The 26,897-nt window shown below is 72.3% G+C and carries 26 protein-coding genes; 17 read left to right on the top strand and 9 right to left on the bottom strand.

Annotated elements, in window-relative coordinates:
- Window positions 1-552: 552 nt before the first annotated feature.
- A complete protein-coding gene (locus tag ACW9J6_RS18440) occupies window positions 553-942 on the bottom strand; it encodes a DUF3775 domain-containing protein (protein WP_457117954.1) in 390 nt (129 codons plus the stop codon).
- Between the two features lie 103 nt (window positions 943-1,045).
- Between ACW9J6_RS18440 and ACW9J6_RS18435 the strand changes: the two genes are divergently transcribed.
- Window positions 1,046-1,762, top strand: a complete 717-nt coding sequence (locus ACW9J6_RS18435) for a sulfate transporter family protein (protein WP_457117953.1) — start codon at window positions 1,046-1,048, stop codon at window positions 1,760-1,762.
- A 4-nt stretch (window positions 1,763-1,766) separates the two neighbouring features.
- On the opposite strand, the gene ACW9J6_RS18430 is transcribed toward ACW9J6_RS18435, so the two are convergent.
- Complete coding sequence (locus tag ACW9J6_RS18430; protein WP_457117952.1) at window positions 1,767-2,918, bottom strand: complex I NDUFA9 subunit family protein; 1,152 nt, start codon at window positions 2,916-2,918, stop codon at window positions 1,767-1,769.
- Between the two features lie 234 nt (window positions 2,919-3,152).
- Here ACW9J6_RS18430 and ACW9J6_RS18425 point away from each other — a divergent pair, with 234 nt between their 5' ends.
- The 3 genes from ACW9J6_RS18425 to ACW9J6_RS18415 all read left to right on the top strand — a co-directional run bounded on the left by ACW9J6_RS18425 (window position 3,153) and on the right by ACW9J6_RS18415 (window position 4,540).
- Complete coding sequence (locus tag ACW9J6_RS18425) at window positions 3,153-3,800, top strand: YitT family protein (protein WP_457117951.1); 648 nt, start codon at window positions 3,153-3,155, stop codon at window positions 3,798-3,800.
- A gap of 105 nt (window positions 3,801-3,905) precedes the next feature.
- The gene (locus ACW9J6_RS18420) at window positions 3,906-4,397 is read left to right on the top strand and encodes a DUF2243 domain-containing protein (protein WP_457117950.1); all 492 of its coding nucleotides are present in this window, start codon (window positions 3,906-3,908) and stop codon (window positions 4,395-4,397) included.
- Window positions 4,394-4,540, top strand: a complete 147-nt coding sequence (locus ACW9J6_RS18415; protein WP_457117949.1) for a hypothetical protein — start codon at window positions 4,394-4,396, stop codon at window positions 4,538-4,540. Before ACW9J6_RS18420 ends, ACW9J6_RS18415 begins: the two co-directional genes overlap by 4 nt.
- 9 nt (window positions 4,541-4,549) lie before the next feature.
- Here ACW9J6_RS18415 and ACW9J6_RS18410 read toward each other — a convergent pair whose 3' ends face one another.
- Window positions 4,550-6,052: an NAD(P)/FAD-dependent oxidoreductase gene (locus ACW9J6_RS18410; protein ID WP_457117948.1), complete on the bottom strand. Its 1,503-nt coding sequence runs from the start codon at window positions 6,050-6,052 to the stop codon at window positions 4,550-4,552.
- Between the two features lie 160 nt (window positions 6,053-6,212).
- On the opposite strand from ACW9J6_RS18410, the gene ACW9J6_RS18405 reads away from it, so the two are divergent.
- Together ACW9J6_RS18405 and ACW9J6_RS18400 are read left to right on the top strand one after the other, a co-directional pair.
- Window positions 6,213-8,048 carry a hypothetical protein gene (locus ACW9J6_RS18405; protein ID WP_457117947.1) on the top strand — a complete coding sequence of 612 codons (1,836 nt, stop codon included), beginning with the start codon at window positions 6,213-6,215 and terminating at the stop codon, window positions 8,046-8,048.
- A gap of 22 nt (window positions 8,049-8,070) precedes the next feature.
- Complete coding sequence (locus ACW9J6_RS18400; protein ID WP_457117946.1) at window positions 8,071-9,384, top strand: flavin monoamine oxidase family protein; 1,314 nt, start codon at window positions 8,071-8,073, stop codon at window positions 9,382-9,384.
- Between the two features lie 119 nt (window positions 9,385-9,503).
- Here ACW9J6_RS18400 and ACW9J6_RS18395 read toward each other — a convergent pair whose 3' ends face one another.
- Window positions 9,504-10,508 carry a 2-hydroxyacid dehydrogenase gene (locus ACW9J6_RS18395; RefSeq protein WP_457117945.1) on the bottom strand — a complete coding sequence of 335 codons (1,005 nt, stop codon included), beginning with the start codon at window positions 10,506-10,508 and terminating at the stop codon, window positions 9,504-9,506.
- A gap of 279 nt (window positions 10,509-10,787) precedes the next feature.
- On the opposite strand from ACW9J6_RS18395, the gene ACW9J6_RS18390 reads away from it, so the two are divergent.
- Window positions 10,788-11,360, top strand: a complete 573-nt coding sequence (locus ACW9J6_RS18390; protein ID WP_457117944.1) for an SH3 domain-containing protein — start codon at window positions 10,788-10,790, stop codon at window positions 11,358-11,360.
- Window positions 11,361-11,386: 26 nt separating this feature from the next.
- A complete protein-coding gene (locus tag ACW9J6_RS18385) occupies window positions 11,387-11,812 on the top strand; it encodes a DUF2267 domain-containing protein (protein WP_457117943.1) in 426 nt (141 codons plus the stop codon).
- Between the two features lie 96 nt (window positions 11,813-11,908).
- On the opposite strand, the gene irrA is transcribed toward ACW9J6_RS18385, so the two are convergent.
- Window positions 11,909-12,403: an iron response transcriptional regulator IrrA gene (irrA, locus tag ACW9J6_RS18380; RefSeq protein ID WP_457117942.1), complete on the bottom strand. Its 495-nt coding sequence runs from the start codon at window positions 12,401-12,403 to the stop codon at window positions 11,909-11,911.
- Window positions 12,404-12,643: 240 nt separating this feature from the next.
- Between irrA and fabA the strand changes: the two genes are divergently transcribed.
- The 3 genes from fabA (at window position 12,644) to fabI (ending at window position 15,371) form a co-directional block, all read left to right on the top strand.
- Window positions 12,644-13,195: a 3-hydroxyacyl-[acyl-carrier-protein] dehydratase FabA gene (gene fabA, locus ACW9J6_RS18375; RefSeq protein WP_457117941.1), complete on the top strand. Its 552-nt coding sequence runs from the start codon at window positions 12,644-12,646 to the stop codon at window positions 13,193-13,195.
- 96 nt (window positions 13,196-13,291) lie between these two features.
- Window positions 13,292-14,518, top strand: a complete 1,227-nt coding sequence (fabB, locus tag ACW9J6_RS18370) for a beta-ketoacyl-ACP synthase I (protein ID WP_457117940.1) — start codon at window positions 13,292-13,294, stop codon at window positions 14,516-14,518.
- 37 nt (window positions 14,519-14,555) lie between these two features.
- Window positions 14,556-15,371, top strand: a complete 816-nt coding sequence (gene fabI / locus ACW9J6_RS18365) for an enoyl-ACP reductase FabI (protein WP_457117939.1) — start codon at window positions 14,556-14,558, stop codon at window positions 15,369-15,371.
- A gap of 655 nt (window positions 15,372-16,026) precedes the next feature.
- On the opposite strand, the gene ACW9J6_RS18360 is transcribed toward fabI, so the two are convergent.
- Window positions 16,027-16,476 (bottom strand): hypothetical protein, encoded by a 450-nt coding sequence (locus tag ACW9J6_RS18360; RefSeq protein ID WP_457117938.1) that lies wholly within the window; start codon window positions 16,474-16,476, stop codon window positions 16,027-16,029.
- Window positions 16,477-16,605: 129 nt separating this feature from the next.
- Between ACW9J6_RS18360 and ade the strand changes: the two genes are divergently transcribed.
- Together ade and ACW9J6_RS18350 are read left to right on the top strand one after the other, a co-directional pair.
- Window positions 16,606-18,300: an adenine deaminase gene (ade, locus tag ACW9J6_RS18355; RefSeq protein ID WP_457117937.1), complete on the top strand. Its 1,695-nt coding sequence runs from the start codon at window positions 16,606-16,608 to the stop codon at window positions 18,298-18,300.
- An 86-nt stretch (window positions 18,301-18,386) separates the two neighbouring features.
- Window positions 18,387-19,292, top strand: a complete 906-nt coding sequence (locus tag ACW9J6_RS18350; protein WP_457117936.1) for a TIGR01459 family HAD-type hydrolase — start codon at window positions 18,387-18,389, stop codon at window positions 19,290-19,292.
- On the opposite strand, the gene ACW9J6_RS18345 is transcribed toward ACW9J6_RS18350, so the two are convergent.
- Both ACW9J6_RS18345 and ACW9J6_RS18340 read right to left on the bottom strand, forming a co-directional pair.
- Window positions 19,293-19,877 carry a protein phosphatase CheZ gene (locus tag ACW9J6_RS18345; protein ID WP_457117935.1) on the bottom strand — a complete coding sequence of 195 codons (585 nt, stop codon included), beginning with the start codon at window positions 19,875-19,877 and terminating at the stop codon, window positions 19,293-19,295.
- A gap of 184 nt (window positions 19,878-20,061) precedes the next feature.
- The gene (locus tag ACW9J6_RS18340) at window positions 20,062-20,445 is read right to left on the bottom strand and encodes a response regulator (RefSeq protein ID WP_457117934.1); all 384 of its coding nucleotides are present in this window, start codon (window positions 20,443-20,445) and stop codon (window positions 20,062-20,064) included.
- 453 nt (window positions 20,446-20,898) lie between these two features.
- Here ACW9J6_RS18340 and ACW9J6_RS18335 point away from each other — a divergent pair, with 453 nt between their 5' ends.
- Window positions 20,899-21,915 carry a bifunctional riboflavin kinase/FAD synthetase gene (locus tag ACW9J6_RS18335; protein ID WP_457117933.1) on the top strand — a complete coding sequence of 339 codons (1,017 nt, stop codon included), beginning with the start codon at window positions 20,899-20,901 and terminating at the stop codon, window positions 21,913-21,915.
- Between the two features lie 19 nt (window positions 21,916-21,934).
- Here ACW9J6_RS18335 and ACW9J6_RS18330 read toward each other — a convergent pair whose 3' ends face one another.
- On the bottom strand, window positions 21,935-22,210 hold the full coding sequence (locus ACW9J6_RS18330) for a hypothetical protein (protein WP_457117932.1): 276 nt from the start codon (window positions 22,208-22,210) through the stop codon (window positions 21,935-21,937).
- A gap of 283 nt (window positions 22,211-22,493) precedes the next feature.
- Between ACW9J6_RS18330 and ileS the strand changes: the two genes are divergently transcribed.
- The 3 genes from ileS to ACW9J6_RS18315 all read left to right on the top strand — a co-directional run bounded on the left by ileS (window position 22,494) and on the right by ACW9J6_RS18315 (window position 26,811).
- A complete protein-coding gene (ileS, locus tag ACW9J6_RS18325) occupies window positions 22,494-25,463 on the top strand; it encodes an isoleucine--tRNA ligase (RefSeq protein WP_457117931.1) in 2,970 nt (989 codons plus the stop codon).
- Window positions 25,464-25,506: 43 nt separating this feature from the next.
- Complete coding sequence (lspA, locus tag ACW9J6_RS18320) at window positions 25,507-26,004, top strand: signal peptidase II (protein ID WP_457117930.1); 498 nt, start codon at window positions 25,507-25,509, stop codon at window positions 26,002-26,004.
- Between the two features lie 141 nt (window positions 26,005-26,145).
- The gene (locus ACW9J6_RS18315) at window positions 26,146-26,811 is read left to right on the top strand and encodes a hypothetical protein (protein WP_457117929.1); all 666 of its coding nucleotides are present in this window, start codon (window positions 26,146-26,148) and stop codon (window positions 26,809-26,811) included.
- The last annotated feature ends 86 nt before the right edge of the window (window positions 26,812-26,897 follow it).

Genomic DNA, 26,897 nt, shown 5'->3' with positions numbered 1-26,897 from the left:
CCACCCGGAACGATGCGGACGTCGAGGGTCTTTGCGGCGACGTCCACTCCACAGATGATCTGGGTCACGGTAACCTGCCTTGTGCGTGCGATGGGCGATCAGGCGACTGTCCGGTCGTGCGTGACAGTGGCGACGGTCCCAAAGCTCACCAGCGGTTGCAGCCAGAGGGGGCGCGGGAGCCGTCCGCCACGCGCGGGGACCGGCGGCCGCCGGTCCCCGCGCAGCCCTCATCACATCATCCAAAAGGGCCGGCTTCCAGATACAAGGGGGCGGCGCAGGATGAGGCTCTTCCGGAACCGCCCCCTCACCCTCGCCCTGCGGGGCTCGCTGCGGACCCGACAAGGGGTCCGCAGCCCTCTCCCCGCACGCGGGGAGATGAGAAACCCGCGCTTCATCCGGCGACGTGTGACTGTTTGAGCCCGCACGGGAGAGGGGGTTCCCCGCGCCGCGCTCACCCCGTCGGGCGCTTGAACAAGCGATTGTTGCGTAACGGTTTTTCGATGGCTGTGTGCACGCGTTGGCCCGCCAAGGGGTCAGGACTCGGGCGCGCCCTCACTCGTCGCAGCGCAGCCCCATCCCCTCCAGCCCCTCGGCGAGCAGGTCGCCGAGATTCGGGATGCCGAGCAGGTAGTTCGCCGGGTCCGTGCCGGCCGCCTCGCGCTCGCGGGCGAGGCGAACCGCGTCGGGAAACTCCTCGGGCTCCATGTCGCCCCGCCCGACATAGAGCAGGGCCACCAGCTCCGCCCGCTCGTCGTCGTTCAGGCCAGCGATCACCTCGCGCAATTCCTCCTCGGTGGAATCGTCCGGATCCTCCATCAGGACATCGCGGGCGCCGTCGTCGATCGGGTTCGAGCCCGAATCCACGTCGGTCGGCCCTTCCTTCACGTCGAGGGCCCTCACCCGAAGGATCAATTCGCAGACCTTCTCGACGGCGATGTCCATGCGTATCTCCTGCCTCGCAGCGCCGCTGTCGCGGCTGCCCCATCAACCCGCGAGGCGCGGACCGGGTCCCCGGGTCGCGGCTCTCCCCGGCCACGAGGTCCCGATGCTGTTCTCCGCCGCCGCCGCGGCCCTGCGGCAGGTGCTCTCGCCGCCCCTGCGGCGCATCCTGTGGAAGTCCCTCGGGCTGACCGTCGGGCTCCTGCTGCTCACGTGGTTCGCCCTGACGCGGCTGATCGACACCGTCCTGATCGGCCACCCGATCTCGGCCCAGTACCCGATCGTCAACTCGTTCGCCTACTTCCTCGCCGGGGCGGGGCTGTTCGTGGCCCTGGCCTACATCCTGCCGGCGGTCTCGATCCTGGTGGCCGGCTACTTCGTGGACGACGCCGCCGACGTGGTCGAGCGCACGGATTTCCCCGACGAGGTGCCGGGCCGCGCCATGGCGCTTGGTCAGGCGCTCCTCTACGCGTTGCGCTTCGCCGGGCTGGCGCTCCTCGTGAACCTCGTGGCGCTCGCCCTGTTCTTCGTGCCGGGCGTGAACCTGATCGCCTTCTTCGGCGCCAACACCTACCTGCTCGGGCGCGAGTATTTCGAGCTGGCAGCGGCCCGGTTCCGACCGCTCTCCGAGGCCAAGGCCATGCGGCGCCACCATTCCGCGACGGTGCTGGCGGCGGGCGCGCTGCTCGCCGGCCTGATGGTGGTGCCGGTGCTGAACCTGCTCACGCCGCTCTTCGGCATCGCCCTCATGGTCCACGTCCACAAGGGCCTCAGCCGGGAGCGGTTGCTCGTGGCGCCGGACGCGCGGCGGCCGATCCGCTGACGGCTCAGTGGGGCGGCATGCCCGGGGCTTGGCCGGCGCCCGCCGCCTTCTGGCCGATCGCGGGTCCGCCCGCCAGTTCGGGATGATGGGCCGAATGCTCGCCCATCGGCTGCGGCGCGAGAAGGTCCGGCACCGCCGCCATGCCGGGCGTGCCCCGGCCGCGGGCGAACTGGCCCGCCTTGCGGAACCGCCAGAGATAGCCCGGGACCACCGCCTCGATCGCGGTCGGCACGATGCCGAAAGCCTCGAAGGTGCGTCCCTCGGCCTTCGCGGCCTCCGACACCACGTTGTCGCGCTGCAGCAGGATCACCTGATCGCGGGTGAGCTTGAGGCTGTCGGGCAGCAGTCCGAGGGTGAGGGCGTCGGCGATCTCCAGCGCCCGCGCCTGCAGGCGGGCCACCGGGGCCGGGATCGGCAGAATGAGACGGCGGCGCATCGTGACCTCGAGCGTGTACTCGACGAGCTGCCGCAGCGTCAGGATCTCGGGGCCGCCGAGTTCGTAGATCGTGCCGGGCTTCGCCGCACCGTCCACGGCGCGCGCGATCACCTCGGCCACGTCGCCGACGAAGACCGGCTGCATCCGCGTCTCGGCGCCCGCGAGCGGCAGGACCGGGAGGAAACGGGCGAGCTCGGCAAAGCGGTTGAAGAAGGTGTCGCCCTGCCCGAAGACGACGGAGGGCCGCACGATCACGGCGTCCGGCCGGGCGGCCAGGACCTTGGCCTCGCCCTCCGCCTTGGTGCGGGCATAGGCGGAGGGCGATCCGGCATCGGCCCCGATGGCCGAGACCTGCACCATCCGGGCGCCGATCGCCGCCGCCGCGCGGGCGACCGCGCCCGCCCCCTCGGACTGGAGACGCTGGAAGCCCTGGTTCCCGCTCTCCTGCAGGATGCCCACGAGGTTGACCACCACGTCCGCATGCTCGACCGCGCGGGTGATCGAGGCGGCATCGCGCAGATTCGCCTGGACGGCCACGATCTGGCCGACGCGGCCCAGGGGCTGCAGGAACTGCGCGAGGTCGGGCCGGCGCACCGCGACGCGGATGCGGTAGCCGCGCTTGGCGAGGGCGCGCACCACGTGGCGTCCCAGGAAGCCCGAGCCGCCGAACACGGTCACGAGCTGCGAGGCGGGCTGGGTCGGGCCGACGGGGTCGGGCATGGCGGTGATCCTGTGCGGGACGCGTGGGCGCTCCTTAGTCAAATGAGAAGACGCTGTGAAGCTCCGGCGGGCGTAGGTGCGGGACCGGCCGAGCCGCCGGTGCGACAGCGGAAGCCCGGCCGACGGCACCGCCTGCCCCGGGGGTTCTCACCGAAGGGCCCCTGGCCGCTCGGCACGGCTTGTGCTGCGGTGCAGCGAAACCTATCGTCGGGGCAGAACGAGGAGCGTTGCCTGATGTCAGACGCATCGGCTCACGGGCTTGCGCAGGTTCGGGACGCCGGCGCGGAGCCGCTGCGGCACGGCGCCTGGGACGATCTCTTCGCCGGCATCACTGGCACGGCGCTGGTGGCGCTCGGATTCCACTTCCTGCAACGCGGCGGGCTCGCCACGGGTGGGACCGCCGGATTGTCGCTCCTGATCCACTACGCGACCGGCCAGCCGCTCGGCATCGTCTTCTTCCTCGTCAACGTGCCGTTCTACGTCTTCGCCTATCTGGCGGTCGGCCCTGCCTTCGCGGTGCGCACCTTCGTGGCGGTCGTGGCGCTGGCCAGCGAGGCGATGCTGCTGCCGAAGCTGATGGCGCTCGGCATGCTCGATCCGGTCTTCGCGGCGGGGATGGGCGGCCTGCTCGTCGGGGTCGGCCTGCTGGTGCTGGTGCGCCACCGGTCGAGTCTCGGGGGGTTCGGAATCCTCGCGATCTATCTCCAGGCCAGCCGCGGCTGGAGCGCCGGCAAGGTGCAGATGGCGCTCGACTGCGCGGTGGTCGCGCTCGCCTTCGCGGTGCTCGATCCGCGGATTGTGGCGCTCTCGGTGTTCGGGGCGGTCGTCCTCAACCTCGTCCTGGCGCTGAACCACAGGCCGGGGCGCTACGCGGGGTTCTGAGGCCCGCGTGGGCGCGTCCGGCCCCCCTGACGGGGCCATGATCGGTGCCGGAACGCTTGTCCCGATGCGGGGGTTCACCCAGGACCACGCGCCCCGGAGGGCCTCATGCCGGACACGCTCCCGGAGCCGCCCTTCCCGGTCGCCGCCGGCCTTCTGTTCGGCCTCGGGCTCGGTGGCTTCTTCGACGGGATCGTGCTGCATCAGGTGCTGCAATGGCACCACATGCTCAGCAGCTGGTATCCGATCACCTCGCTCGCCAACCTCGAGCGCAACACCCTCTGGGACGGGCTCTTCCACAGCACGACCTACGTCTTCGTCGTGCTCGGGCTGTTCCTGCTCTGGCGGCGGGCGCATCGCGACCGCCTGCTCTGGTCGGGGTCCCGGATGGTCGGGGCCCTGCTGGCCGGCTGGGGCCTGTTCAACCTCGTGGAGGGCGTGATCGACCACCAGATCCTGGGCGTGCACCACGTCAACGAGACGGTGGACCGGGCGTTCTGGCCGGCCTGGGATGTCGGCTTCCTGGCCTGGGGCGGCGCGATGCTGGCAGCGGGTGCGCTGCTCCTGCGCCGGCCGCCCGCCGCGGAGGCGGCGCGATGAGGCCGCACCGGCTCCGGCCCGCCCTGCCCTGGCTCGTCCTGGCGGCCGGGCTCGTGGCCGCGACCGCGCCGGCCTGGCGCCTGCTCCTGCCGGGCGGCCCGCCCGACCTCGACGCGCTGCTTCAGATCCGGTGCGGGCCGTGAGCCTCCCGCTCAGGCCACCTTCCGCGGCACCAGCCGCTCGCTCTGCAGCGCCTCGCGGGCGCCGGAGATCCCGGCCTCCGCGTATTCCGCGTCCTCGTTCACGCTCCAGACGTCGTAGAGCCGCTGGCCCGCCAGGATGTTCCGCACCGTGAGCATGGCGGTCATCATGGCGTGGTCCTGGTTGTTGTACTTGTGCATCCCGTTGCGGCCGACGAGGTGGAGGCTCGGGTAGCTCGTCTCCAGGTCGCGGCGGACCGCCGCCACGTTGTCGCGATAGGCCTCGTCGTAGACCGGATAGGCCTTGGGCTGGCGCACCACGCAGGCATCCACCACGTCCTCGGCCCGGATCAGGCCGATCTGCGCGATCTCGCGCGTGGCGAGCGCCACCAGGTCCTCGTCCGGCGCCGTCCACAGCCCGTCGCCCTCGAAGCAGAAGTATTCGAGGCCGAGGCAGGTATAGGCCGGGTCCGGCACCATCTCGGGCGACCAGGAGCGGAAGTTCTGCACCCGTCCGACCTTCACGCTCGGGTCGTGGATGTAGATCCAATTGTCCGGGAAGTCCTCGGCGCCGCGGGCGATCAGCGCCACCGTGATGAAGTCGCGGTAGCCGAGCGCGCGGGCGTGGAAGGTGCTGATCGGCGTCGGCCGGAGGGCGCGGACGAGATCCTGGATCGCCGCCGAGGAGACGAGGTTGCGCGCCGTGTAGGTCTCGCGGCTGCCGTCCTGGCGGCGGGCGCCGACCGTCCACAGACCGGTGCCCTGGTCGAAGGACAGGCTCTCGACGCCCCGGTCGAGGAGCACCCGCCCGCCCCGCTCGCGCACGGAGGCCGCCGCCGCGTCCCACATCATGCCGGGGCCGCGGCGCGGGTAGCGGAAGGATTCGATCAGGGTCTTGATCACCGGCTCGCCGGCCTTCGGCTTGCCGCGCAGGCCGAGCGAGCGCACCAGCGCGTCGCGGATCGCCGAGCCGAGGTCGAGCCCCTTGATGCGCTGGGCGGCCCAATCGGCTGAGATCGCGTCGCAGGACAGGCCCCACACCTTCTCGGTGTAGGTCTTGAAGAAGATCGAGAACAGGCGCTCGCCGAACTGGTTGCGCACCCAGTCGTGGAAGCTCTTCGGGTCCTCGACCGGCCGCGCGCGGGCGTACAGGTAGGAGGCGACGCAGGCCGCGCTCTGCCACAGGCCGAGATTGCGCAGGGCCTCGAACGCCTTAAGCGGATAGGCGTAGTAGCGGCCCTTGTAGTAGATGCGCGACAGGCGCGGCCGCTCGATGAAATCGTCCGGCAGGATCTCGTCCCAGAGATCGACGACCTCCTTCGACTTCGAGAAGAAGCGGTGGCCGCCGATGTCGAACAGGTAGCCCTTGTAGTCGACGGTGCGGCTGATGCCGCCGACGCGCTCCGGGTCGCGCTCCAGCACGGTGACGTCCCGGCCCGCCTTCGCCAGCAGGTAGGCGGCGGTCAGACCCGCCGGCCCGGCGCCGATGACCAGCGTCTCCGTGTGCAGACTCATCGGGGGCGGCTCCGGTGGCGCCCGCAGGGTGCGGTGGGGGGCAGGCGCGTCGGCCGGACATTAACGATGGAAGGGTAAACAGATCTCTCACCGCGCCCCCCGTAACCGGGGGGTAAGGGCTCGCGTGCGATCCCGACGGGCAGCCGCTCCGGATCCGCCGATGTCCCGCACCGCCCTCCTCTCCGCTCCGGCCGGCACCGGGCGCCCCTCGCTCCTCGCGAGCCGACCGGTGCTGTGGGGCTTGGTGGCGGTCGGGATCGCCGGCGCCTTCGGCCTGCGGACCGTGCTGCCGGTCGTGCAGGAGCTTCGCCTCCCGGACACGGACGACGCGATGCGGCTCGTCGAGGTGAGGGATTTCCTCGCCGGCCAGTCCTGGTTCGACGTCTCCCAGCACCGCCTGCTGCCGCCCGGCGGCGCGTCGATGCACTGGTCGCGGCTGGTGGACCTGCCGATCGCCGGCCTGATCCTGGCCCTGCGCGGCCTCGTCGGGCCCGAGCACGCCGAGGCCCTCGCCGTCGCCGCCTGGCCGCCCCTGCTGTTCGGCCTCTACGCGCTCCTGCTGCTGCGCGGGGCACGGTCCCTGTTCGGCGAGCGCGCCGCCCTCCTCGCCCTGTTCGTCGCCACCCAGACCGCCCTCGTCACCGAACTCTTCGCCCCGGGCCGCATCGATCATCACGGCGTGCAGATCTGCGCGATCCTCGGTCTCGCCCTGCGGCTGATGCGGCCGCGTCCCGACGCCCGCGACGGCGCCGTCGCGGGCGCGCTCGCGGCGTTCTCGCTGGCGGTCGGGCTCGAGACGCTGCCCTTCATCGCCGGGGCGGGCCTCGCCCTGGTGGGGCGGTGGATCCTCGCGGGCGAGGCGGCGCTCGGGCCCTTCCTCGGTTTCGCCGGAGCGCTGGCGCTCGCGGGCGCCGGCCTGTTCGGCCTCCAGACGGCACCCGCGCTCTGGCTGGTGCCGGCCTGCGACGCGCTCTCGCCGCCCTGGCTGTGGTGCGCCGCCGGCGCGGCCGCGACCGCCGCCGCGGCCCGCGCGGCGAGCAACTTCCTCCCGGGCCGGGCCGGGCGGCTCGCGCTCGCGGCCCTGGGCGGCATCCTCATCGCGGGCGGCTTCGCGCTCATCGCTCCCGCCTGCCTGCAGGGTCCCTTCGCGGGGATGCCGGAGGCCGTGCGGCGCGCTTGGCTCGACGAGGTCAGCGAGATGCTGCCGCTCTGGCGCAGCCTGCCCAAGGCGCCCGGGCCCGTTCTGTCCGCCTTCATGCCGGAACTGCTCGGGGCGATCGCCGCGGCCCTCCTGGCCCGGCGCGCGCCCGCCGGGCTGCGTCCCGCCTTCGGCGTCCTCGCCGGGAGCCTGGGAATCGGCGCGGCGATCGGAGCCGTGCAGTTCCGCGGCCTCTACGTCGCCTCCGGCTTCGTGCCGCTGGTCGCCGGCCTCCTCCTCGACCGCGCCCTCGCTGCCCTGAACGACCCGGCCGAGAGGCCGGCGGCGCGGTTCGCCGTCCTGGCGGCGGGGCTCGGCCTGATCGGGAAGGTTTGGGTCCTGGCCGGGGCGCTGCCCGGCCTGCTGATGCCGCCCGCGCCCGCGTTGGCCGACCGGGCGGCGGACGCCGCGGGCGCGCCGCGGTGGCCGACCTGCACGACCCGCGCGGCCGCGGCCGCCCTCGCCGCCGAGCCGCCCGGGACGATCCTGGCGCCGGTCGATCTCGGACCGTACCTGCTCCTCCACACCGCGCACGGGGTGGTCGCGGCGCCCTATCACCGGGATCCCGCGGGGATCGCGGCGGCGCTCGACGCGTTCGGCGGCGAGGCGGCCTTGCGTCGCGTCGCGCGCGCGCAGCGCGCCGCCTACATCGCCGTCTGCGCGACGGCCGACGGGGAAGACACGCCCTCCCCGTTCATCCCGGATCTCGCGCGCGGCCGGATCGCCCCGTCCTGGCTGGAGCCGATCCCGGCGGCGGGCTCCGCGTTGGTGGCGTGGCGGGTCCGTCCGCTTCCGTAACGGGACCGTCGAGGAGGTGTGAATGCTGGTCCACGGCGCGCCCGACCACGCGCGGTTCCGCCCGCACGGCGTCCCGCCGCTCGCCCCGCTGCCGCACGATCCCGACGTAGTCGTGGTCGGGGCCGGGGCGGCCGGCATTGCGGCGGCGCGCGCCCTGCGGGCGCGGGGCCTGTCCGTCGCCGTGCTGGAGGCGCGCGACCGTGTCGGCGGGCGCACCTTCACGACGGCTTTGCGCGGTCACCCGGTCGATCTCGGCGCCCACTGGCTGCATGCCGGGCCGATCAACCCGCTCGTGACGCTGGGCCGGGCGCGGGGCGAACCCCTGCGCCGCGCCGCGCAGGAGAGCCACCTGCGGGTCGGCCGGCGGCCGGGCCGCCCGGCGGAGGAGGCCGCCTACGGACGCGCCTTCGCGGTGGCCGACCGGGCGATGACGGTCGGGGCCGCCCTCGGCGGGCCGGACAGGCCGGCGGCCACCGCCCTGCCGCCCGGGCTCGGCCCCTGGGGCCGACGGGTGGCCCTCGTGCACGGCCTCGTCTCGGGCCGGCCCCTCGACGAGGTCAGCCTGCACGATTTCCCGAGCATGGAGTACGGCGACAACGTCTTCATCGCGGGCGGCTACGGCGCCTACCTCGCCCGCCTCGCGCGCGGCCTGCCGATCGCGCTCGGCGCGGCGGTGCGGGGGATCGACTGGTCGGGACCCGGGGTCGCCGTCGATGCCGGGGCGCTCGGCCGCCTTCGGGCGCGCGCCTGCCTCGTCACCGCCCCGGTGATGGTGCTGCGGGACCAGGACGCCCTGCGCTTCACCCCGGCCCTGCCGGAGGCGACGCGGCACGCGATCGACGGCTTCCTGACGGGCATCTACGAGCACGTGGTGCTGCACTGGCCCTCGGCGCCGTTCCGCGGCCGCGACCGGCTCGCCGGCCTCACGGGCGTCCGACGGGAGCCGCCGGGCCTTCTCACCCGGGTCGACGGCACGGCCTTCCACTATTTCGAGCTCGACCGGCCCCTCGCGGACGCGCTCGACGCCGCCCGCCTCGGCCCGGACGGCGCGCGCCGCCTCGTCCGCGCGGTGCTCGCGGACTCCGTCGGGTCGCGGGGCCTGCGCGACCTCGCCGTCCCGGCCGTCAGCGAGTGGCGCCACGATCCCTGGTCGCGGGGCTCCTGGGCGGTGGTGCCGCCGGGCCATGCCGGCGCCCGCGAGACCCTCAAGGCCCCGGTGGGCGAGCGGATCTGGTTTGCCGGCGAAGCCCTCTCGCGCCTGCAATGGGGCACGGCGGGCGGCGCCTACGAGGAGGGCGAGCGCGCCGCCGCAGGGATCGCGGCGGCGCTCGCCTGACGGGACTTCCGGTCATACCAAATCCGCTTGATTCCTTCGGAATGGCGGATTTGGGCTTCGCTCAGGCGCCGCGCGGGCTTGGTGATACGCCCTCCGCTTTGATCAAAGCGGAGGGCGTATCAGAGCATGCTCGGCAGGACGCGGTCCGGCGGGCGGTGCCCGTCGAGGAAGGTCTTGATGTTGATGATGACCTTCTCGCCCATGTCGACGCGGCTCTCCTGCGTCGCCGAGCCCATGTGCGGCAGCAGCACGACCTTGCCGGACTTCGCGAGTTTGACGAGGCGCGGGCTCACCGCCGGCTCCTGCTCGAACACGTCGAGGCCCGCCCCGGCGATGTCCCCGACCTCGATCAGCCGGGCGAGCGCGGTCTCGTCGATGATCTCGCCGCGGGCGGTGTTCACCACCACGGCCTCGGGCTTGAGGAGCTTCAGGCGCCGGGCCGAGAGCAGGTGGTAGGTGGCGGGCGTGTGCGGGCAGTTCACCGACACGATGTCGACCCGCGCCAGCATCTGGTCGAGGGATTCCCAGTACGTCGCCTCCAGCTCCGCCTCGGTGCGCGCGGCGACCCGGCGGCGGTTGTGGTAGTGGATCGACAGCCCGAAGGCCTTGGCCCGGCGCGCCAGGGCCTGGCCGATCCGTCCCATGCCGACGATGCCGAGCCGCTTGCCGGTGATGCGCCGGCCGAGCATCCAGGTCGGGGACCAGCCGGTGGTCCAGGCATCCTCCGGGATGATGCGGGCGCCCTCGGTGACCCGGCGGGCGACCGCCAGGATCAGGGCCATCGTCATGTCGGCGGTGTCCTCGGTCAGCACGCCCGGCGTGTTGGTGACCGTGATGCCGCGCTGGAGCGCCGTGTCGACGTCGATGTGGTCGACGCCGTTGCCGAAATTGGCGATCAGCCGGAGGTTCGGCCCGGCCTGGGCCAGGACCGAGGAATCGATCTCGTCCGTCACGGTCGGGACGAGGACGTCCGCGTCCCGGGCCGCCTGGGCGAGGGCCTCCGACGACAGGGGCTTGTCGTCGTGATTGAGCCGGGTGTCGAAGAGTTCGCGCATGCGCGTCTCCACCACGTCCGGCAGGCGCCGGGTCACGACCACGAGCGGCTTGCGCTTCAACGACGACACGGAACCCTCCCCTGCCCGGCCCGGACCTGCGGGCCAGCGGCCCTTGTGCGGGCCTGATCGCGCGTCACGATAGGCGATGGCGCCGCCCCCCGGGAAGCCCTACCGCAGGCGAAGAACCGGGAGACGGGACGTCTGGCCGCAGCGCTACGCTCTCTTAACCGTCTTTCGGCCACACCTGGGGATGACAAACCCGGGCTCTCGACGCGTCGCCCGCGGCCCTGGCCGCCGCCCCGCGCAACCCGGGATGCCGTCCGAAACCGACGACCGAGGCGAGACCCGATGCCCTTTCCGCGCGCCGGTGCCTTCCTGATCGCGTCCCTCGCCGCGGGGCTGTGCCTCGCCGCCGAGCCGGCCCCGGCGGCGCCGGCCCCTGACAAGGGGCCGGAGGCGACGCTCGGCAAGAGCAGCAACCTTCCGGTGCCGCGCTACGTGAGCCTGAAGACCGACCGGGTGAACCTGCGCGAGGGGCCGTCCAAGGACCACCGCACCCTGTGGGTGTTCCAGCGGGCGGGGCTCCCGGTGGAGATCGTCGCGGAGTTCGAGAACTGGCGGCGGATCCGGGATTCGGAGGGGACCGAGGGCTGGGTGCTGCACTCGCTGCTGTCGGGCCGGCGCACCGCCGTGGTGCTAGCTCCCAAGGACAAGGCCGAGACGGTGCCCCTCTACGCCGAGCGGGAGGGCGGGGGCGGGATCGTGGCCCAGCTTCAGCCCGGCGTCATCGGCAGCATCAAGTCCTGCGGCGGAACGTGGTGCCGCCTGATCGTCGCGCTGCCCCAGAAGCGCGGGGACGTCGACGGCTACATGCGCCAGGACCGCCTCTGGGGCGTCTACCCGAACGAGAAGGTGGAGTAGCGGACGGGCATGGACAGGAACCGCCCATGACCGTTCCTCGCGAGTACCTGGACGCCTCACGCGATTTCGAGCGCTTCCTGATCGCCGCGCGCGACGCGCTCGGTTGCGGCACCACGCACCGATCCTACGCGATCGTCAGAGCCGTTCTCCTGGTCTTCCGCAGCCACCTCGCCCTGCGCGACGCGCTGCTCTTTGCCGCCGTGCTCCCGCCGGTGCTGCGGGCGATCTTCGTCTCAGACTGGGACCCGGACGCGGCCGTCCCGCCTTTCGGGGATCGCAAGAGTCTCGCACGGGAGGTGGGGGACGTCCGCACCGATCACAACGTCGCGCCGGACGACGCCATCGCGACTGTTGGCAAGCTGCTCGCGGACCATGTCGGCCGCGACGGGCTCGACCGCGTTCTGGCGGCGCTCCCACCTCCTGCTCGGGCCTACTGGGCGGTCGAGGGGTGATGGGACGGTCCATCCCGCGCCGACCGGGCGCTCCGACCCCCAATGAAAAAGCCGCCCCCCCGCGAGAGCGGCTCCTCCAGCGACCCGACCGGGTCGTCAGCCTCGGCGGCGCAGACGCACGATCACCTCGACGCCCGCGATTTCCATGCCCTCGGGAGGCTGGGGCAGCGAGTCGACGGTGATGCCGCAATCGGGCATGTCGAGCACCTGGCCCTCCTCCTCCAGGAAGAAGTGGTGGTGCTCGCTCGGGTTGGTGTCGAAATAGGCCTTCGACCCGTCGAGGGCGAGCTGGCGCAGCAGGCCGGCCTCGGTGAACTGGTGGAGCGTGTTGTAGACCGTGGCCAGCGACACCGGGACCTTCGCCCGCATCGCCTCGTCGTAGAGCATCTCGGCGGTCAGGTGCCGGTCGCCCTTGCCGAACAGCAGCCAGCCGAGGGACAGGCGCTGACGCGTCGGACGCAGGCCCGCGCGGCGCAGCCGGTCGCGCAGCTCCGAGAGCGGGCAACCGCGCCGCTGGGCCGCCGCGGCATCGGCCGAGAGGGCCGGGGCGCGGGCGGACAACACGGCGTGCAGGGGCGACAGGTCGTTCATCGGCCAGACAATCAGCGTTTCGTGCGAGCGATCGTTGCCCCCCGGTTATAGGGACTGGGCGTCGCAGCCGCAACCCGAACCGGGCGGCGGGGGCCTAGATCAGAAATGTTATAGTTCACGCGGCCGTATGCCCGAAAAGGGGCGGCTTTGATGGCAGGACTGCCCTATGCTACAGGGCGCGCCTTCCGGACGGGCCCGTGCCCGCCCCCCGCCACCCGACGCCAGGATCGCCCCGCCTCCATGTCCGCCGAACCGCACGCCACCGACGCCCCGAACCGGCCCTCGCAGTTCTCCTACGAGGATCTGCTCGCCTGCGGCCGCGGTGAGATGTTCGGCGCCGGCAATGCGCAGCTCCCGCTGCCGCCGATGCTGATGTTCGACCGGATCACCTCGATCGGACGGGAGGGCGGCGCCCACGGCAAGGGTCACGTCAGGGCCGAGCTCGACGTGCGCCCGGACCTCTGGTTCTTCCCCTGCCACTTCCAGGGCGACCCGGTGATGCCGGGCTGCCTCGGCCTCGACGCCCTGTGGCAGATGGTCGGTTTCTACCTCGGCTGGCTCGGCTCGGCCGGCCGCGGCCGGGCGCTCGGGGTCGGCGAGGTCAAGCTCGCCGGACAGGTGCTGCCGAGCGTCAAGAAGGTGGTCTACGGCGTCGACCTGAAGCGGGTGCGCCAGGGCCGGCTCGTCCTCGGCATCGCCGACGGCTGGCTGGAGGCCGATGGCGAGCGCGTCTACGACGCGCAGGACCTGCGGGTCGGGCTGTTCCAGGCGGCGACGCCCGTGGGCGGCTGAGGCGCCGAGCCCGAGAAGAGTTGAGATCGGGCCGGCACGGTCCTACGTGACAGCGAGACGGCGCTTCCCACGCCGCGCAGGAGGACAGCGATCGTCATGAGGCGCGTCGCGATCACCGGGATGGGCATCGTCTCGTCCATCGGCAATTCCACCCAGGAGGTGCTGGCCTCGCTGCGCGAGGCGCGCTCGGGCATCTCCCGCGCCGAGCCCTTCGCGGCGCACGGCTTCCGCTGCCAGGTGCAGGGCGCCCCCACCCTCGACGCCGAGAGCGTGGTCGACCGCCGCGCCATGCGCTTCCACGGCGGCGGCACCGCCTGGAACCACGTGGCGATGGAACAGGCGATCCGCGACGCCGGCCTGGAGGAGCGGGAGATCTCGCACGACCGCACCGGCATCATCATGGGTTCGGGCGGTCCCTCCACCCACGCCATCGTGGAGGCGGCGGACGTCGCCCGCGCCAAGGGACCGAAGCGCGTCGGGCCCTTCGCGGTGCCCAAGGCCATGTCCTCGACCGCCTCGGCCACGCTCGCGACGTGGTTCAAGATCAAGGGCGTGAACTACTCGATCTCGTCCGCCTGCGCGACCTCCAACCACTGCATCGGCAACGCCGCCGAGATCATCCAGGCCGGGCGCCAGGACATCATCTTCGCGGGCGGTTGCGAGGAACTGGACTGGACGCTGTCCGTCCTGTTCGACGCGATGGGCGCGATGTCGGCGAAGTACAACGAGACGCCGGCCCGGGCCTCCCGCGCCTACGATGCGGGCCGCGACGGCTTCGTGATCGCCGGGGGCGCGGGCGTCCTCGTGCTGGAGGAGCTGGAGCACGCCCGCGCCCGCGGCGCGCGCATCTACGGCGAGATCGCCGGCTACGGCGCCACCTCCGACGGGCACGACATGGTGGCCCCCTCGGGCGAGGGCGCGGTGCGCTGCATGCGCCAGGCCCTCGCGGACCTGAAGGGCGTCAAGATCGACTACATCAACCCGCACGCCACCTCGACGCCGGTCGGCGACGAGAAGGAGATCGAGGCGATCCGCGAGGTGTTCGGCACTGGCGAATCCTGCCCGCCGATCGCCGCGACCAAGTCCCTCACCGGCCACTCGCTCGGCGCCACCGGCGTGCAGGAGGCGATCTACTCGCTCCTGATGATGAACAACGGCTTCATCTGCGAGAGCGCCCATATCGACGAGATCGATCCGGCCTTCGCGGACATGCCGATCCTGCGCCGTCGCGTGGACGACGCGAAGCTCGGCTACGTGCTGTCGAACTCCTTCGGCTTCGGCGGCACCAACGCGACGCTCGTCCTCAAGCACGCCGACGCCTGACGGGACGATCCTTAATCCACCAACCGGGAGTGCGGGTGTGACGGGTTTGATGGCAGGCAAGCGCGGCCTCGTGCTGGGGGTCGCGAACGACCATTCCATCGCCTGGGGCATCGCCAAGGCTCTCGCGGGACAGGGCGCGGATCTCGCCTTCACCTACCAGGGCGAGGCGCTGGGGCGCCGGGTGACGCCGCTGGCGCAGTCCCTGGGCTCGGGGCTCGTGCTCCCCTGCGACGTGGAGGATCTCGCCAGCGTCGACGCAGTCTTCGCGTCGCTCGCGGATCACTGGCCCGAGGGCTTCGACTTCCTGGTCCACGCCATCGGCTACTCGGACAAGAACCAGCTCAAGGGCCGCTACGTCGACGCCACCACCCGGGAGAACTTCTCCCGCACGATGGTGATCTCCTGCTTCTCCTTCACCGAGCTGGCACAGCGCGCGGCGCGCCAGATGCGGCCGGGCGGCGCGCTCCTCACCCTCACCTTCGGCGGCGCGACCCGCGTGATGCCGAACTACAACGTCATGGGCCTCGCCAAGGCCGCCCTCGAAGCCTCGGTGCGCTACCTCGCGGCCGATCTCGGCGCGGACGGGATCCGGGTCAACGCGATCTCGGCGGGGCCGGTGCGTACGCTCGCGGGCGCGGGCATCGCGGATGCCCGCCTGATGTACAACCACCAGCGCGCCCACGCGCCCCTGCGCCGCAACGCCACGATCGAGGAGATCGGCGGGGCCGCCCTCTACCTCCTGTCGGACCTGTCGAGCGGGGTGACGGGGGAGATCCACTTCGTGGATTCCGGCTTCAACATCATCGCGATGCCGCGCCCGACGGTGCTCATGGCGCAGGACGACGCGGGGTGATGGGGGATTAGGGGAGGGCTGGGGATCCGCGCCGCCCGGCCCCCCCAGCCACCGCGGCACGGCTGTACAGGGAGAATGAGGCGCTTCTCCCGTCTCCCGAATGGGAGAGGGGCCGGGGGTGAGGGACGGACGCTTCAGCAAGAACTCTGAACCATGCCGCTGGCAGCTCAACGGTTCAGTCTTCCTGCTGAAGCCGAGCCACCCTGCGCGATCTTCGATCGCCCCTACCCCTCCCCCACTCGGGCTAACGTGTTCACACTTCGCCTATTGGCATGAAAAAGCCTTTCTTCCGCAGTCACTTGAACGGAACCGAGGAGACCCGCGGGATCCCCTCTCCCGTGCGGGAGAGGGGTAGGGGTGAGGGTCCCGGACCGTGCCGTCATCAAGCGAAGACGGTCGTGCTGGCAGCGGGACACTTCAGAATACTTGCGGAACCACCTGGACCCTCACCCCTGCCCCTCTCCCGCACGGGAGAGGGGTTCCCCGCGCCCCACCCGGGAACCGTCGTGCGTCGACGCAAGTATCTGCCGTGTTTGCATTTTTCGCATTATGTGAATCCGCAAGCCCGCTCGGGAGAGGGGATCCTGCGTCATGGTCGGATGCCGATCCTCTCACCGGCAGAGGGGGGACGGAACCGCCCCGGGCAGATCCGGGCTCAGCGTCCGGCACCCGGATCGTAAAGGTACTCCGCGCAGGCGGCGCCAAAGTCGAGGGGCTCCGCGTCGCCGGTGAACACCGCGAGGCGCCGCCGCGCGCCATCTTGCACGACCGGCTTCGAGACAGCCAGGAAAGTCACGGGCGGTCCGGACCCGCAGAGCCGGTTGCCGCCGAGCAGTTCCGGATCCTCAGGCTCGACGACCCGGTAGACGAAGACGGCCTGTTTCCAGCCGGCGATCCTGACGTCCATCACGAGGAACTGCGGGACGGGGGCCAGGGCCTTCCCGTTCTGGAAGGTGATCCGCTCGTCCGAGAACTCGATATCGCCGGTGATGCTCATCGCCGTCCGGCTCGTCGCCTCCCAGCGCTCGGAGGCCGCCCATGCGGGCAACGCCGTCATCGCAGCGGCCGCGAGCGCGGCGAACGGTCCGGCGGATCGACCCGGCATCGTCGGCAAACTCCTGCCCCCGCGGCAGCAAAGCTGCGAGCGGACCCGGCCCGCTGTCAATCGCGCCCTCCGCCTCTGGCGCGATTTCTGCCACGATGGCCTGCAGCATCACCCGCCGAGGAGCCGCCCATGCCCGACGAGATCGCCCGCCGGATCGCCCAAGGGGCCGGACGCGCGCCGGCCGACCTCGTGATCCGCGGCGCGCGGCTCCTCGACCTCGTCACCGGCGACCTCGCGGAGACCGACATCGCGGTCTGCGGCGACACGATCGTCGGCACCTACGGCACCTACCAGGGTGCGCGGGTGATCGAGGCCGAGGGCCGGATCGCGGTGCCGGGCTTCATCGACACGCATCTGCACATCGAATCCTCCCTGATCACGCCCCACGAATTCGACCGCTGCGTCCTGCCCCACGGCGTCACCACGGCGGTCTGGGACCCGCACGAACTCGCCAACGTGCTCGGCACGGCCGCCTTCGACTACGCGCTCGCCGCCGCGGGCGAGACGGTGATGGACATCCGCGTCCAGCTCTCCTCCTGCGTGCCGGCGACGGACCTCGAGAGCGCCGGCGCCCGGATCGCGGCGGCGGACCTCCTCCCCTACCGCGACCACCCCCGCTCGATCGGGCTCGCCGAGTTCATGAATTTCCCGGGCGTGGTCCAGGCCGATCCCGCCTGCCTCGCCAAGCTCGCCCTCTATGCCGGCCGGCACGTCGACGGCCACGCGCCGCTCCTCGCGGGATCGGACCTCAACGCCTACCTGGCCGCGGGCATCCGCACGGACCACGAGGCGACCTCGGCCGCGGAGGCGCTGGAGAAGATCCGCAAGGGCATGACGGTCCTGATCCGCGAGGGCTCCGTCTCGAAGGACCTGGCCGCGCTCGCGCCGCTCCTCACCGTCGCGACGGCGCCCTTCCTCGCCTTCTGCACCGACGACCGCAATCCCCTCGACATCGCCGAGGAAGGGCATCTCGACCACATCATCCGCACGGCGATCGCCCTCGGCGCGCCGCCGCTCGCCGCCTACCGGGCGGCCTCGCTCAGCGCCGCCGCGGCCTTCGGCCTCACCGACCGCGGCATGATCGCCCCGGGCCGCCGGGCCGACATCGTGCTCCTCGACGACCTCGAATCCTGCGCGGTCGCACGGGTGATCGCGGGCGGCCGTCCCGCCGAGGAGGCGCTCGCGGCCGCGGGCGCGCGCACGCCGCCCCCGGGCTACGGGAGCGTCAAGGCGGCGCCGGTCGCGGCGGAGGCCTTCCGGGTGCCGGCCGCTCCCGGCGAGACCCCGGTGATCGGCGTTGTGCCGGGCCGCATCATCACCGAGCACCGGCGCCTCACGCTCCCGACCCGCGGCGCAGAGGCGGCCTGCGACCTGTCGCAGGACGTGGTGAAGGTCGCGGTGATCGCTCGCCACGGCAGCCCCGGCATGGCCTGCGGCTTCGTGCAGGGCTTCGGGCTGCGGCGCGGCGCCATCGCCTCCTCGGTGGGGCATGACAGCCACAACCTCTGCGTCGTCGGCGCCAACGAGGCCGACATGGCGGAGGCGATCGACCGGCTGATCGCGATCCAGGGCGGCTTCGTGGTGGTCGAGGGCGGAGTCGTGCGGGCGGAACTCGCCCTGCCCATCGCCGGGCTGATGAGCGACCTGCCGTTCGAGGCCGTGCGGGCGGCGCTCCACCCCCTGCGCGAGGCCGCCCGGGCGCTGGGCTGCACCCTGCCGGAGCCCTTCCTGCAGGTCGCTTTCCTGCCGCTCCCGGTGATCCCGCACCTCAAGATCACGGATCGCGGCCTCGTGGACGTCGACCGGATGGAGATCATCGGATGAACGCCGCGCGGGCGGTTGTCATCCGGGCGGGCGCCGCCTAACTCGGGCCTGCCCGCGTCGCTGCGGCGCAGCAGAGAGGATCCCGGATGGCGTCACCCCTATCCAAGCCCGCTCCGCGCGACATCCCGGTGATCGCGGGCATCGCGGACCTGGCGCCGCGCTTCGACGTGATTCTCTGCGACGTCTGGGGCGTGCTGCACGACGGCGCGCGCGCCCATCCCGGCGCCCACGAGGCGCTGGCGCGCTTCCGCGCCCTGCCCGGCGAGCGTCCGCGGCGGGTGGTCCTGGTGTCGAACGCGCCGCGGCCCGGCGAATCCGTGCGCGCGCAGCTCGACGGATTCGGCATCCCCCGCGACGCCTACGACGCGATCGTCACCTCGGGCGACCTGACCCGCGCGCTGATCGCGGCCCGGGCGGAGGCGCCGCTCTACCATCTCGGCCCGGAGCGCGACCTGCCGATCTTCGAGGATCTGGGCGTGCGCCTCGCCGCCCCCGAGGCGGCCGAGCGCGTGGTCTGCACCGGCCTGTTCGACGACGAGGTCGAGACGCCCGAGGATTACCGCCCGGTCCTCGCGCCGCTCCGCGCGCGGGGGCTGCCGATGATCTGCGCCAATCCCGACCTCGTGGTGGAGCGCGGCGCGCGGCTCATCCCCTGCGCGGGGGCGCTCGCGAGCCTCTACGAGGCGATGGGCGGGGAGGTGATCTACGCGGGCAAGCCGCATCGGCCGGTCTACGAGGCCGCGCTCGCCACGGCGGCGTCCGTCGACGGCGCGGCGCCGGCCGCGCCGGACCGCGTGCTCGCGGTCGGCGACGCGATCCGCACCGACATCGCCGGGGCGAGCGGATTCGGCATCGCCTCCCTGCTGGTGGCGCGCGGGATCCACGCGGAGGAACTGGGCTGCCACGCCGGCGCGCCGCTCGGCGAGGTCGCCGACTGGCTGGAGCGCCAGCCGGTGCACCCGGACGCGGTGATCGACCTGCTGCGCTGGTGATCAGGAGAACAGGGCGTCGATCGCGTCCTGGGGCGTCTCCGGCCCCTTGAGCTGCGGCCCGTTCAGCAGCAGCGCCTCCCGCCGGGCCTGCCTGCGCGCCTCGTCCTGCTCCACCTCGCCGTCGCCGACCTTCACCACGGTGGCGAAGTGGGACAGGCGCTTCTCGACCTGCCCGAGGGCGTCGACGACCTTGGCGATCCGCTGCCCGGTAATGTCCTGGAAGGTGCAGGCCTCGAAGATCTGGAAGACCTCCGCCTCGACCTTGGCGCGGTAGCCGTCCAGCGTGTCATCCTCGATGGCCAGGATGCCTTCCGCGATCTCCATGATCCGGTTCGTGGCGCTCGCCGTGGCGGTGACGACGCTGCCGAGTTCGTCGTGCGCCATCGGCAGGCGGTCCCGCCGGAGCTCGTTCGCGCGCAGGTGCGCGATCGCCTTCTTCAGGCGCTTGATGTACTCCGCGATCTCGACGAGATCCTGCACGATCGCACCGGGATCGACATTCGCGGCCCCGGCGGGCGGAGCGGCCTGATTTTTCTTCTGTCTCGTCAGCATCATGATCAGGCGAGCCGCTGTGTCGGTGATCAAGGGACCGCTCCTCGACTCACCGTCGCCGCTCCGCAATGGAGCGCGACGGATCCCGCGGCCGTTCCCGGCCACCTCGTCGATTCGGCGCGGCTGGCATCCTCCAGGCGCGGTTTTCGCCGCGCACCGCGGCTCCCGCCGCGCGGCGCGGCCTGTGCCGCCCGGGACGGCGCGCGCCGCAGGGCCGTCAGGCCCCGCAGACCGCCTCGATCTTCGTCTTCAGCGTCTGCGCGTTGAAGGGCTTCACGATGTAGTTGTTCACGCCGGCCTTCTTGGCGGCGATGACGTTCTCGGTCTTCGACTCGGCCGTCACCATGATGAACGGCGTGGTGCGCAGGCCGTCATCCGCCCGGACGTGGCGCAGCAGCTCGTAGCCCGTCATCGGCTCCATGTTCCAGTCGGAGATCACGAGGCCGTACTTCTTCTGCTTGAGCTTGGCCAGAGCGCCGGTGCCGTCGGACGCATCGTCCACGTCCTCGAAGCCGAGCTGCTTGAGAAGGTTGCGAATGATGCGGACCATCGTCTGGTAGTCGTCGACGACGAGGATCGGCATGCTGAGGTCGAGGGCCATCAGTCCGGCTCCGTTGGCGGGCGGGGCGCTTTCGGCATGCGTGCCGGCCCGCAGCGATGATGAGGGGAAGCACCGGGCGGCGCTTCTGATCAAACGTGTAGTCCCGGGGCCTTGCGAAGCGGTTAATCGGGTGAGGCGGCAATCCACCGGCCCCGGGCCGCCGGGGATCATCCCCGGAATCACCACGGAATCACGGGCTTGGCGCCCGATTGGCCTTTCGACTTAGGCACGCCCGCAAGGCTGACGCTGCGACGGCGGCGCGGGGCCGCGCCCGCCCCAACGGCACGCCCGGGGATTGGGTAGCGGTCCCGGGCCCGGGACCGCGCGGCGGGACGCGCTTGACCCCCGGGGCGGATTTCGACAGGGTCGCGCCGCCCCGGCCCGGAGCCTCTCCCGCGAGGCTCGCGGCGGCGGGCTTGGCCGCAACCGCCGCGCTGACACGATCGGAGCCTCATGCCGTCGAGCGACGAGACCGCCGCGCCGGGCGCCGCGGACGCCGCCCCGCCTCGTCCCGCCCTGATCGTCAACCGCGACGGCGAACCGGTCCCCCCGGTCCTGCGCGGCGCGGTCGCGGCGATCGGCAATTTCGACGGGCTCCACAGGGGACATCGCGTGTTGGTCGAGGAGGTCCGGGCGCTCGCCGCCGCGACGGGTCGGCCGAGCGCGGTCCTCACCTTCGAGCCCCACCCGCGGGACTTCTTCGCCCCCGAGCGGCCGATGTTCCGCCTCACCGGCGAGGCGGAGAAGCTCGCGATCCTGGCCCGGCTCGGCCTCGACGGCGTCTTCCTGCGCCGCTTCGACGGGCGCCTCGCCGGGACTGGGGCCGCCGCCTTCGTGGGGGACCTGCTCCGGGGCGAACTCGGCTTGTCGGGCGTGGTGATCGGCCACGACTTCCATTTCGGCCGCGGCCGCGAGGGCACGCCCGTCGTCCTGCAGGCGCTCTGCGCCGAGCACGGGCTCGCCTGCCGGGTGATCGCTCCCGTGGCGGCGGGGAGCGGCGAGGCGCCGGTCTCGTCGAGCGCGATCCGGGCGGCGCTGGCGGAGGGCGACATCGCCCGCGCCAACCACCTGCTCGGCTTCCGCTGGTTCGTGACCGGCGAGGTGCGCCACGGCGACAAGCGCGGACGGGTCCTCGGCTTTCCGACCGCCAACATGGCGCTGCCCGCCTGCGGCCTCGCCCACGGGATCTACGCCGTGCGGGTGCGCCTGCCCGACGGGAGCCTGCGCGAGGGCGTGGCGAGCTACGGACGGCGGCCGACCTTCGACAACGGCGCGCCCCTGCTCGAAACCACCCTGTTCGACTTCGCGGGCGACCTCTACGGGCGGGAGATCGCGGTCGAGTTCGTCGCCTTCCTGCGCGGCGAGGCCCGGTTCGACAGCGCCGAGGCGCTGGTGGCGCAGATGCACGAGGACGCCGCGCAGGCCCGCGCGCGGCTCGCCCGCGACGCGGTGCCGTCGGTCCTGGCCTGAGCCGGGACCGAGCCGGCGATCATTCCGGCGCGAATTCGCGCAGGTGCGGGTCGCTCCGGTCGAGGCGCGGCGCGTCGACATCGATCTCCGGTCCGCCGTAATCCGGCGTCATCACCGGGGCGGGCGGCGCGAGGGTGCCGGTGGCGTCGACGTCGTCGTAGGGAGTGCCGACCGCGAAGGGCATGCCGTTGCGCTGCGCCGCGGAGGGCGGCGCGACCGGCCCGCGGACCTCCGCGGCGAGGACCGGGCCGCCGAAGGCGGCGGCGAGCACGAGGGCGGCGAGGAGCGGACGCATCACGGCCTCCTGTCGGGACGGCGTTCCCACCGTCAAGTCTCGCGGTCGCGGGACGTTCCCGCCAGTCCGGCGGCTTCCCCCGCGACCCTACGCCTGCTATGAGCCCCGGATGTCCGAATCGCAACACCGGCCGAGCCCCGCGCGGCGAATTACGAGCCCGGCTTCCGCCTGAGGGCCGCGACGGCGGCCCTGCGGGGGCCGGGATCCCGTTGCCCGAGCGATTGCACGACGAGGGTCCCGGCCTCACTCCGCCGCGGTGCCCGCCTCTCCCGAGTCTCCGACCATGACCGAGCCCCTGCCCGCCTCCGGGCGCGACTATTCCGAGACGCTGTTCCTGCCCCGCACGGATTTCCCGATGCGCGCTGGCCTCCCTGAGCGCGAGCCGGAGATCCTGAAGCGCTGGCAGGCGATCGACCTCTACGGCGGCATCCGCGCCGCTGCCGCCGGGCGCCCGAAATTCGTCCTCCACGACGGGCCGCCCTACGCCAACGGGCACATCCACATCGGCACGGCGCTCAACAAGATCCTGAAGGACGTGGTGGTGCGTGCCGCCGGCGTGCTCGGCCGCGACGCCAACTACGTGCCGGGCTGGGACTGCCACGGCCTGCCGATCGAGTGGAAGATCGAGGAGCAGTACCGCGCGAAGGGCCTCAACAAGGACGAGGTGCCGGTCGTCGAGTTCCGCCGCGAGTGCCGCGCCTTCGCGGAGCACTGGCTCTCGGTGCAGCGCGAGGAGTTCAAGCGCCTCGGCGTGACCGGCGACTGGGACCATCCCTACGCCACCATGGCGTACGAGGCCGAGGCGCAGATCGCCCGCGAGCTGATGGCCTTCGCGATGACCGGCCAGCTCTATCGCGGCTCGAAGCCGGTGATGTGGTCGGTCGTCGAGAAGACCGCCCTCGCCGAGGCCGAGGTCGAGTACGAGGACCACGTCAGCGACACGATCTGGGCCGCGTTCCCGGTCGTCACCACCGGCGATCCGGCGCTCGAGGGCGCCCATGTCGTCATCTGGACCACCACCCCCTGGACCATCCCGGCCAACCGGGCCGTGGCCTACTCAAGAAAAGTAAAATACGGACTGTATCGTGTCACTGCCGCACCTGAAGAGAACTGGGTTCAACCTGATTTTCGTTGCATTGTTGCTGACGAACTCGCGAGCGACGTCTTCAAGGCCGCTCGGGTCGATGCTTATGAGCGCGTGGCCGACGTTGCTCCCGAGGTTCTGGCGGGGCTGACCCTGGCCCACCCGCTCGCCCGCTGGAACGCCGGCTACGGCTTCCCGGTGCCGATGCTGGAGGGCGAGCACGTGACCGACGAGGCCGGCACCGGCTTCGTCCACACGGCGCCGAGCCACGGCCGCGAGGATTTCGAGGTCTGGATGGCGAACGGCCGGGCCCTGCGCGAGCGGGGCCTCGACGTGGCGATCCCCTACACGGTCGACGCGGACGGCGTTCTCACCGAGGAGGCCCACGGCCTGACCGGCCGCCGGGTGCTCACGGAGAAGGGCGAGAAGGGCGACGCCAACAAGGCGGTGATCGCGGCGCTGACCGCGGCCGGGACGCTGGTGGCCCGCGGCACCCTCAAGCACAGCTACCCGCATTCCTGGCGCTCGAAGAAGCCCGTCATCTTCCGCAACACGCCGCAATGGTTCATCGCCATGGACGCGCCGGTCCCGGCCCTCGGCGGCGAGACCCTGCGCGGGGTGGCGCTCCGCGAGATCGCCGCCACCGCCTGGGTGCCGCCGCAGGGCCAGAACCGCATCACCGGCATGATCGCCAACCGCCCCGACTGGGTGGTGTCGCGCCAGCGCGCCTGGGGCGTGCCGATCACGGTCTTCGTGCGCAGGGGCACGAGCGAGATCCTGCGCGACGAGCGGGTCAACGCCCGCATCGCCGCGGCCTTCGCGGCCGAGGGCGCCGATGCGTGGTTCGCGGATGCGGACGGCGCCCGCTTCCTCGCGCCCGACCACGACCCGGCGGATTACGAGAAGGTGACGGACGTCCTCGACGTCTGGTTCGATTCCGGCTCGACCCACGCCTTCACGCTGGAGGATCCGGTGGCCTTCCCGGGCCTTGCCGGAATCCGGCGCCGGCGCGACGGGGGCCAGGACACGGTGATGTACCTGGAGGGGTCCGACCAGCATCGCGGCTGGTTCCACTCCTCGCTGCTCGAATCCTGCGGCACCCGCGGCCGCGCCCCCTACGACGTGGTGCTCACCCACGGCTTCGTCCTCGACCCCAAGGGCGAGAAGATGTCGAAGTCGCGCGGCAACGTGGTGGCGCCCCAGGACGTGATCGCGGCCTCGGGCGCCGACATCCTGCGGCTCTGGGTGGCGGCCTCCGACTACACGGACGACCTCCGCATCGGCCCGCCGATCATCAAGACCTTCTCGGAGACCTACCGGAAGCTGCGCAACTCCCTGCGCTGGATGCTGGGCACGCTGGCCCATCACCGGCCGGAGGACCGCGTCCCGGAGGCCGAGATGCCGGAGTTGGAGCGCTTCATCCTGCATCGCCTCGCCGAGCTCGACGGCGAGATCCGCGAGGCCTACGCGGCCTACGACTTCAAGCGGGTGGTGGCGCTCCTCAACGGCTTCATGACCGGCGACCTCTCGTCCTTCTACTTCGACGTGCGCAAGGACGCGCTCTACTGCGACCCGCTGTCGAGCACGGTGCGCAAGGCCGCCCTCACCGTCGTCGACGAGACCTTCCGGCGGGTCATCGTGTGGCTCGCGCCGGTCCTGGCCTTCACGGCCGAGGAGGCGTGGCTGTCGCGCCACCCCTCCGCGGACGGCTCGGTGCATCTCCAGACCCTGCCGGAGACCCCGGCGGGCTGGCGCGACGAGGCGCTCGCCGCCCGCTGGGCGAAGATCCGGCGGGTGCGGCGGGTCGTGACCGGGGCGCTGGAGATCGAGCGGGCGGGAAAGCGCATCGGCGCGAGCCTGGAGGCGGCCCCGGTCGTCCACGTGGCCGATCCGGAGCTGCGCGCGGCCCTCGACGGGATCGATTTCGCGGAGGTCTGCATCACCTCGGCGATCCGGATCGAGGCCGGCGAGGGTCCGGCGGAGGCCTTCCGCCTGGAGGACGTGCGCGGCGTCGCGGTCGAGCCCGCCCTGGCCGAGGGCCGCAAATGCGCCCGGTCCTGGAAGGTGCTGCCGAGCGTCGGCAGCGACCCGGACTACCCCGACGTGACGCCCCGCGACGCGCAGGCCCTGCGCGAGTGGGACGCGCACCGCGCCGAGGCGACGGCATGAGCGGGCGGGCGCCGGCGCCCCTCTCCCGCGGAGCCCTCCCCCGATGCGCCCCCTGACCCTCGGCCTCGCGGTCGCGGCCGCGACGCTGGTCCTCGACCAGGCGACGAAGCTCGGCCTCCTGTTCGGGACCGACCTGCCCCTGACCCAGCCGATCGTCCTCGCGCCCTTCGCGCAGCTGGTGGTGGTCTGGAATCACGGTGTCTCCTACGGGCTGCTGCAGCAGCACACGGAGCTCGGGCGCTGGCTCCTCGTCGCGGTGTCGGTCCTCGCCGCCGCCGCGCTGACCGCCTGGATGGCGCGCACGCGCACCCGGCTGCTCGCCGCCTCGCTCGGGCTCATCGTCGGGGGCGCGATCGGCAACGCCATCGACCGGGTCGCCTACGGGGCGGTGTTCGACTTCGTCCACCTGCACGCGGGGATCTGGTCCTGGTACGTGTTCAACGTGGCCGATGCGGGCATCGTGGCGGGCGTGGGCGGCCTCCTCTACGACGCGATCTGGATCGAGCGGCGCGACCCGCCCGAGCTCCGCTCCGACGCCTGACCGCCGCCCGGCGAAGCCTGTGTGCTTCCTCCACCACAGGAGCGGCGCGCGTTGCGGCGCACCGGGGCCGCGTCATACCTTCGCCCGAAACCGCGCCCACGCGGAGCCCACCGTCGAGCCGGCGGGCATCGGGGAGACAGCATGAGACACCAGCGCACGATCCTCGCCCTCGCGGCGGTCCTTCTCGCCGGCGCCGCGCCGGGCGCACGGGCGGAGGACGGCGTGTTCATGAAGAAGGCGCTGTCCTCGATCGGCCTGATCGAGCCCGAGCGCCCGGCGATCACCTATCGCGAGCGGGCGCCCCTGGTGCTGCCGCCGAAGATGGACAAGGCCGCCCTGCCCCCGCCGGTCGCCCGCGGCGCGGTGCGCGAGGAGGCCCCGCAATGGCCGTCCGATCCCGAATCGGTGGCGCGCGCCCGCCGCGCGGCGGACGAGTCCAAGCCCCGCGGCATGCGCGGCGAGCAGGGCCGGATGAGCGACAACAACACGACGCTGTCGATCCAGGAGATGCGGGCCGGGCGGCGCGAGGGCGCGGGCGTGACCCGGGAGCCGACCTACAAGCCGGGCGACAACGTCCGCGAGGCGACCTGGATGAATCCCCTGGAGCTGTTCAAGGGCAAGAAGGACGAGGAGGCCACGCCCTCCGCCGTCGAGCCGAGCCGCGACATCCTCACCGATCCCCCCACCGGTTACCGTGCGGCACCGAACGGCAGGCTGGTCCGCTCGGACAGCGAGCCCAAGGGCATGCCGATCAGCGACCGCGGCGAGGCCGACCCGCTCGCCTATCTGCGCTCACAGCGCCAGTGACGGCCAAGGCAACGCCAAGCTTCTCAACCTCGCGGCACGGCGTTGAACCTTCGCGGTCGACCTAAACGCTTGACTATTCCTAGGCG

The sequence above is a fragment of the Methylobacterium sp. JK268 genome, assembly GCF_054052225.1.
The sequence above is the reverse complement of the archived record's forward strand: the minus strand, read 5'-3'. Positions and strand labels throughout refer to the sequence as shown.

Coding starts and splice junctions, on each gene's coding strand:
- ACW9J6_RS18420 (WP_457117950.1), top strand. CDS start 3,906: ATGCCGGACACGCTCCCGGAGCCGCCCTTCCCGGTCGCCGCCGGCCTT.
- fabA (WP_457117941.1), top strand. CDS start 12,644: ATGTCCGCCGAACCGCACGCCACCGACGCCCCGAACCGGCCCTCGCAG.
- ACW9J6_RS18385 (WP_457117943.1), top strand. CDS start 11,387: ATGACCGTTCCTCGCGAGTACCTGGACGCCTCACGCGATTTCGAGCGC.
- ACW9J6_RS18330 (WP_457117932.1), bottom strand. CDS start 22,210: ATGCGTCCGCTCCTCGCCGCCCTCGTGCTCGCCGCCGCCTTCGGCGGC.
- ACW9J6_RS18430 (WP_457117952.1), bottom strand. CDS start 2,918: ATGCCCGACCCCGTCGGCCCGACCCAGCCCGCCTCGCAGCTCGTGACC.
- fabB (WP_457117940.1), top strand. CDS start 13,292: ATGAGGCGCGTCGCGATCACCGGGATGGGCATCGTCTCGTCCATCGGC.
- ileS (WP_457117931.1), top strand. CDS start 22,494: ATGACCGAGCCCCTGCCCGCCTCCGGGCGCGACTATTCCGAGACGCTG.
- irrA (WP_457117942.1), bottom strand. CDS start 12,403: ATGAACGACCTGTCGCCCCTGCACGCCGTGTTGTCCGCCCGCGCCCCG.
- ACW9J6_RS18435 (WP_457117953.1), top strand. CDS start 1,046: ATGCTGTTCTCCGCCGCCGCCGCGGCCCTGCGGCAGGTGCTCTCGCCG.
- lspA (WP_457117930.1), top strand. CDS start 25,507: ATGCGCCCCCTGACCCTCGGCCTCGCGGTCGCGGCCGCGACGCTGGTC.
- ade (WP_457117937.1), top strand. CDS start 16,606: ATGCCCGACGAGATCGCCCGCCGGATCGCCCAAGGGGCCGGACGCGCG.
- ACW9J6_RS18410 (WP_457117948.1), bottom strand. CDS start 6,052: ATGAGTCTGCACACGGAGACGCTGGTCATCGGCGCCGGGCCGGCGGGT.
- ACW9J6_RS18350 (WP_457117936.1), top strand. CDS start 18,387: ATGGCGTCACCCCTATCCAAGCCCGCTCCGCGCGACATCCCGGTGATC.
- ACW9J6_RS18340 (WP_457117934.1), bottom strand. CDS start 20,445: ATGGCCCTCGACCTCAGCATGCCGATCCTCGTCGTCGACGACTACCAG.
- ACW9J6_RS18335 (WP_457117933.1), top strand. CDS start 20,899: ATGCCGTCGAGCGACGAGACCGCCGCGCCGGGCGCCGCGGACGCCGCC.
- ACW9J6_RS18400 (WP_457117946.1), top strand. CDS start 8,071: ATGCTGGTCCACGGCGCGCCCGACCACGCGCGGTTCCGCCCGCACGGC.
- ACW9J6_RS18390 (WP_457117944.1), top strand. CDS start 10,788: ATGCCCTTTCCGCGCGCCGGTGCCTTCCTGATCGCGTCCCTCGCCGCG.
- ACW9J6_RS18440 (WP_457117954.1), bottom strand. CDS start 942: ATGGACATCGCCGTCGAGAAGGTCTGCGAATTGATCCTTCGGGTGAGG.
- ACW9J6_RS18405 (WP_457117947.1), top strand. CDS start 6,213: ATGTCCCGCACCGCCCTCCTCTCCGCTCCGGCCGGCACCGGGCGCCCC.
- ACW9J6_RS18425 (WP_457117951.1), top strand. CDS start 3,153: ATGTCAGACGCATCGGCTCACGGGCTTGCGCAGGTTCGGGACGCCGGC.
- ACW9J6_RS18415 (WP_457117949.1), top strand. CDS start 4,394: ATGAGGCCGCACCGGCTCCGGCCCGCCCTGCCCTGGCTCGTCCTGGCG.
- ACW9J6_RS18360 (WP_457117938.1), bottom strand. CDS start 16,476: ATGCCGGGTCGATCCGCCGGACCGTTCGCCGCGCTCGCGGCCGCTGCG.
- ACW9J6_RS18315 (WP_457117929.1), top strand. CDS start 26,146: ATGAGACACCAGCGCACGATCCTCGCCCTCGCGGCGGTCCTTCTCGCC.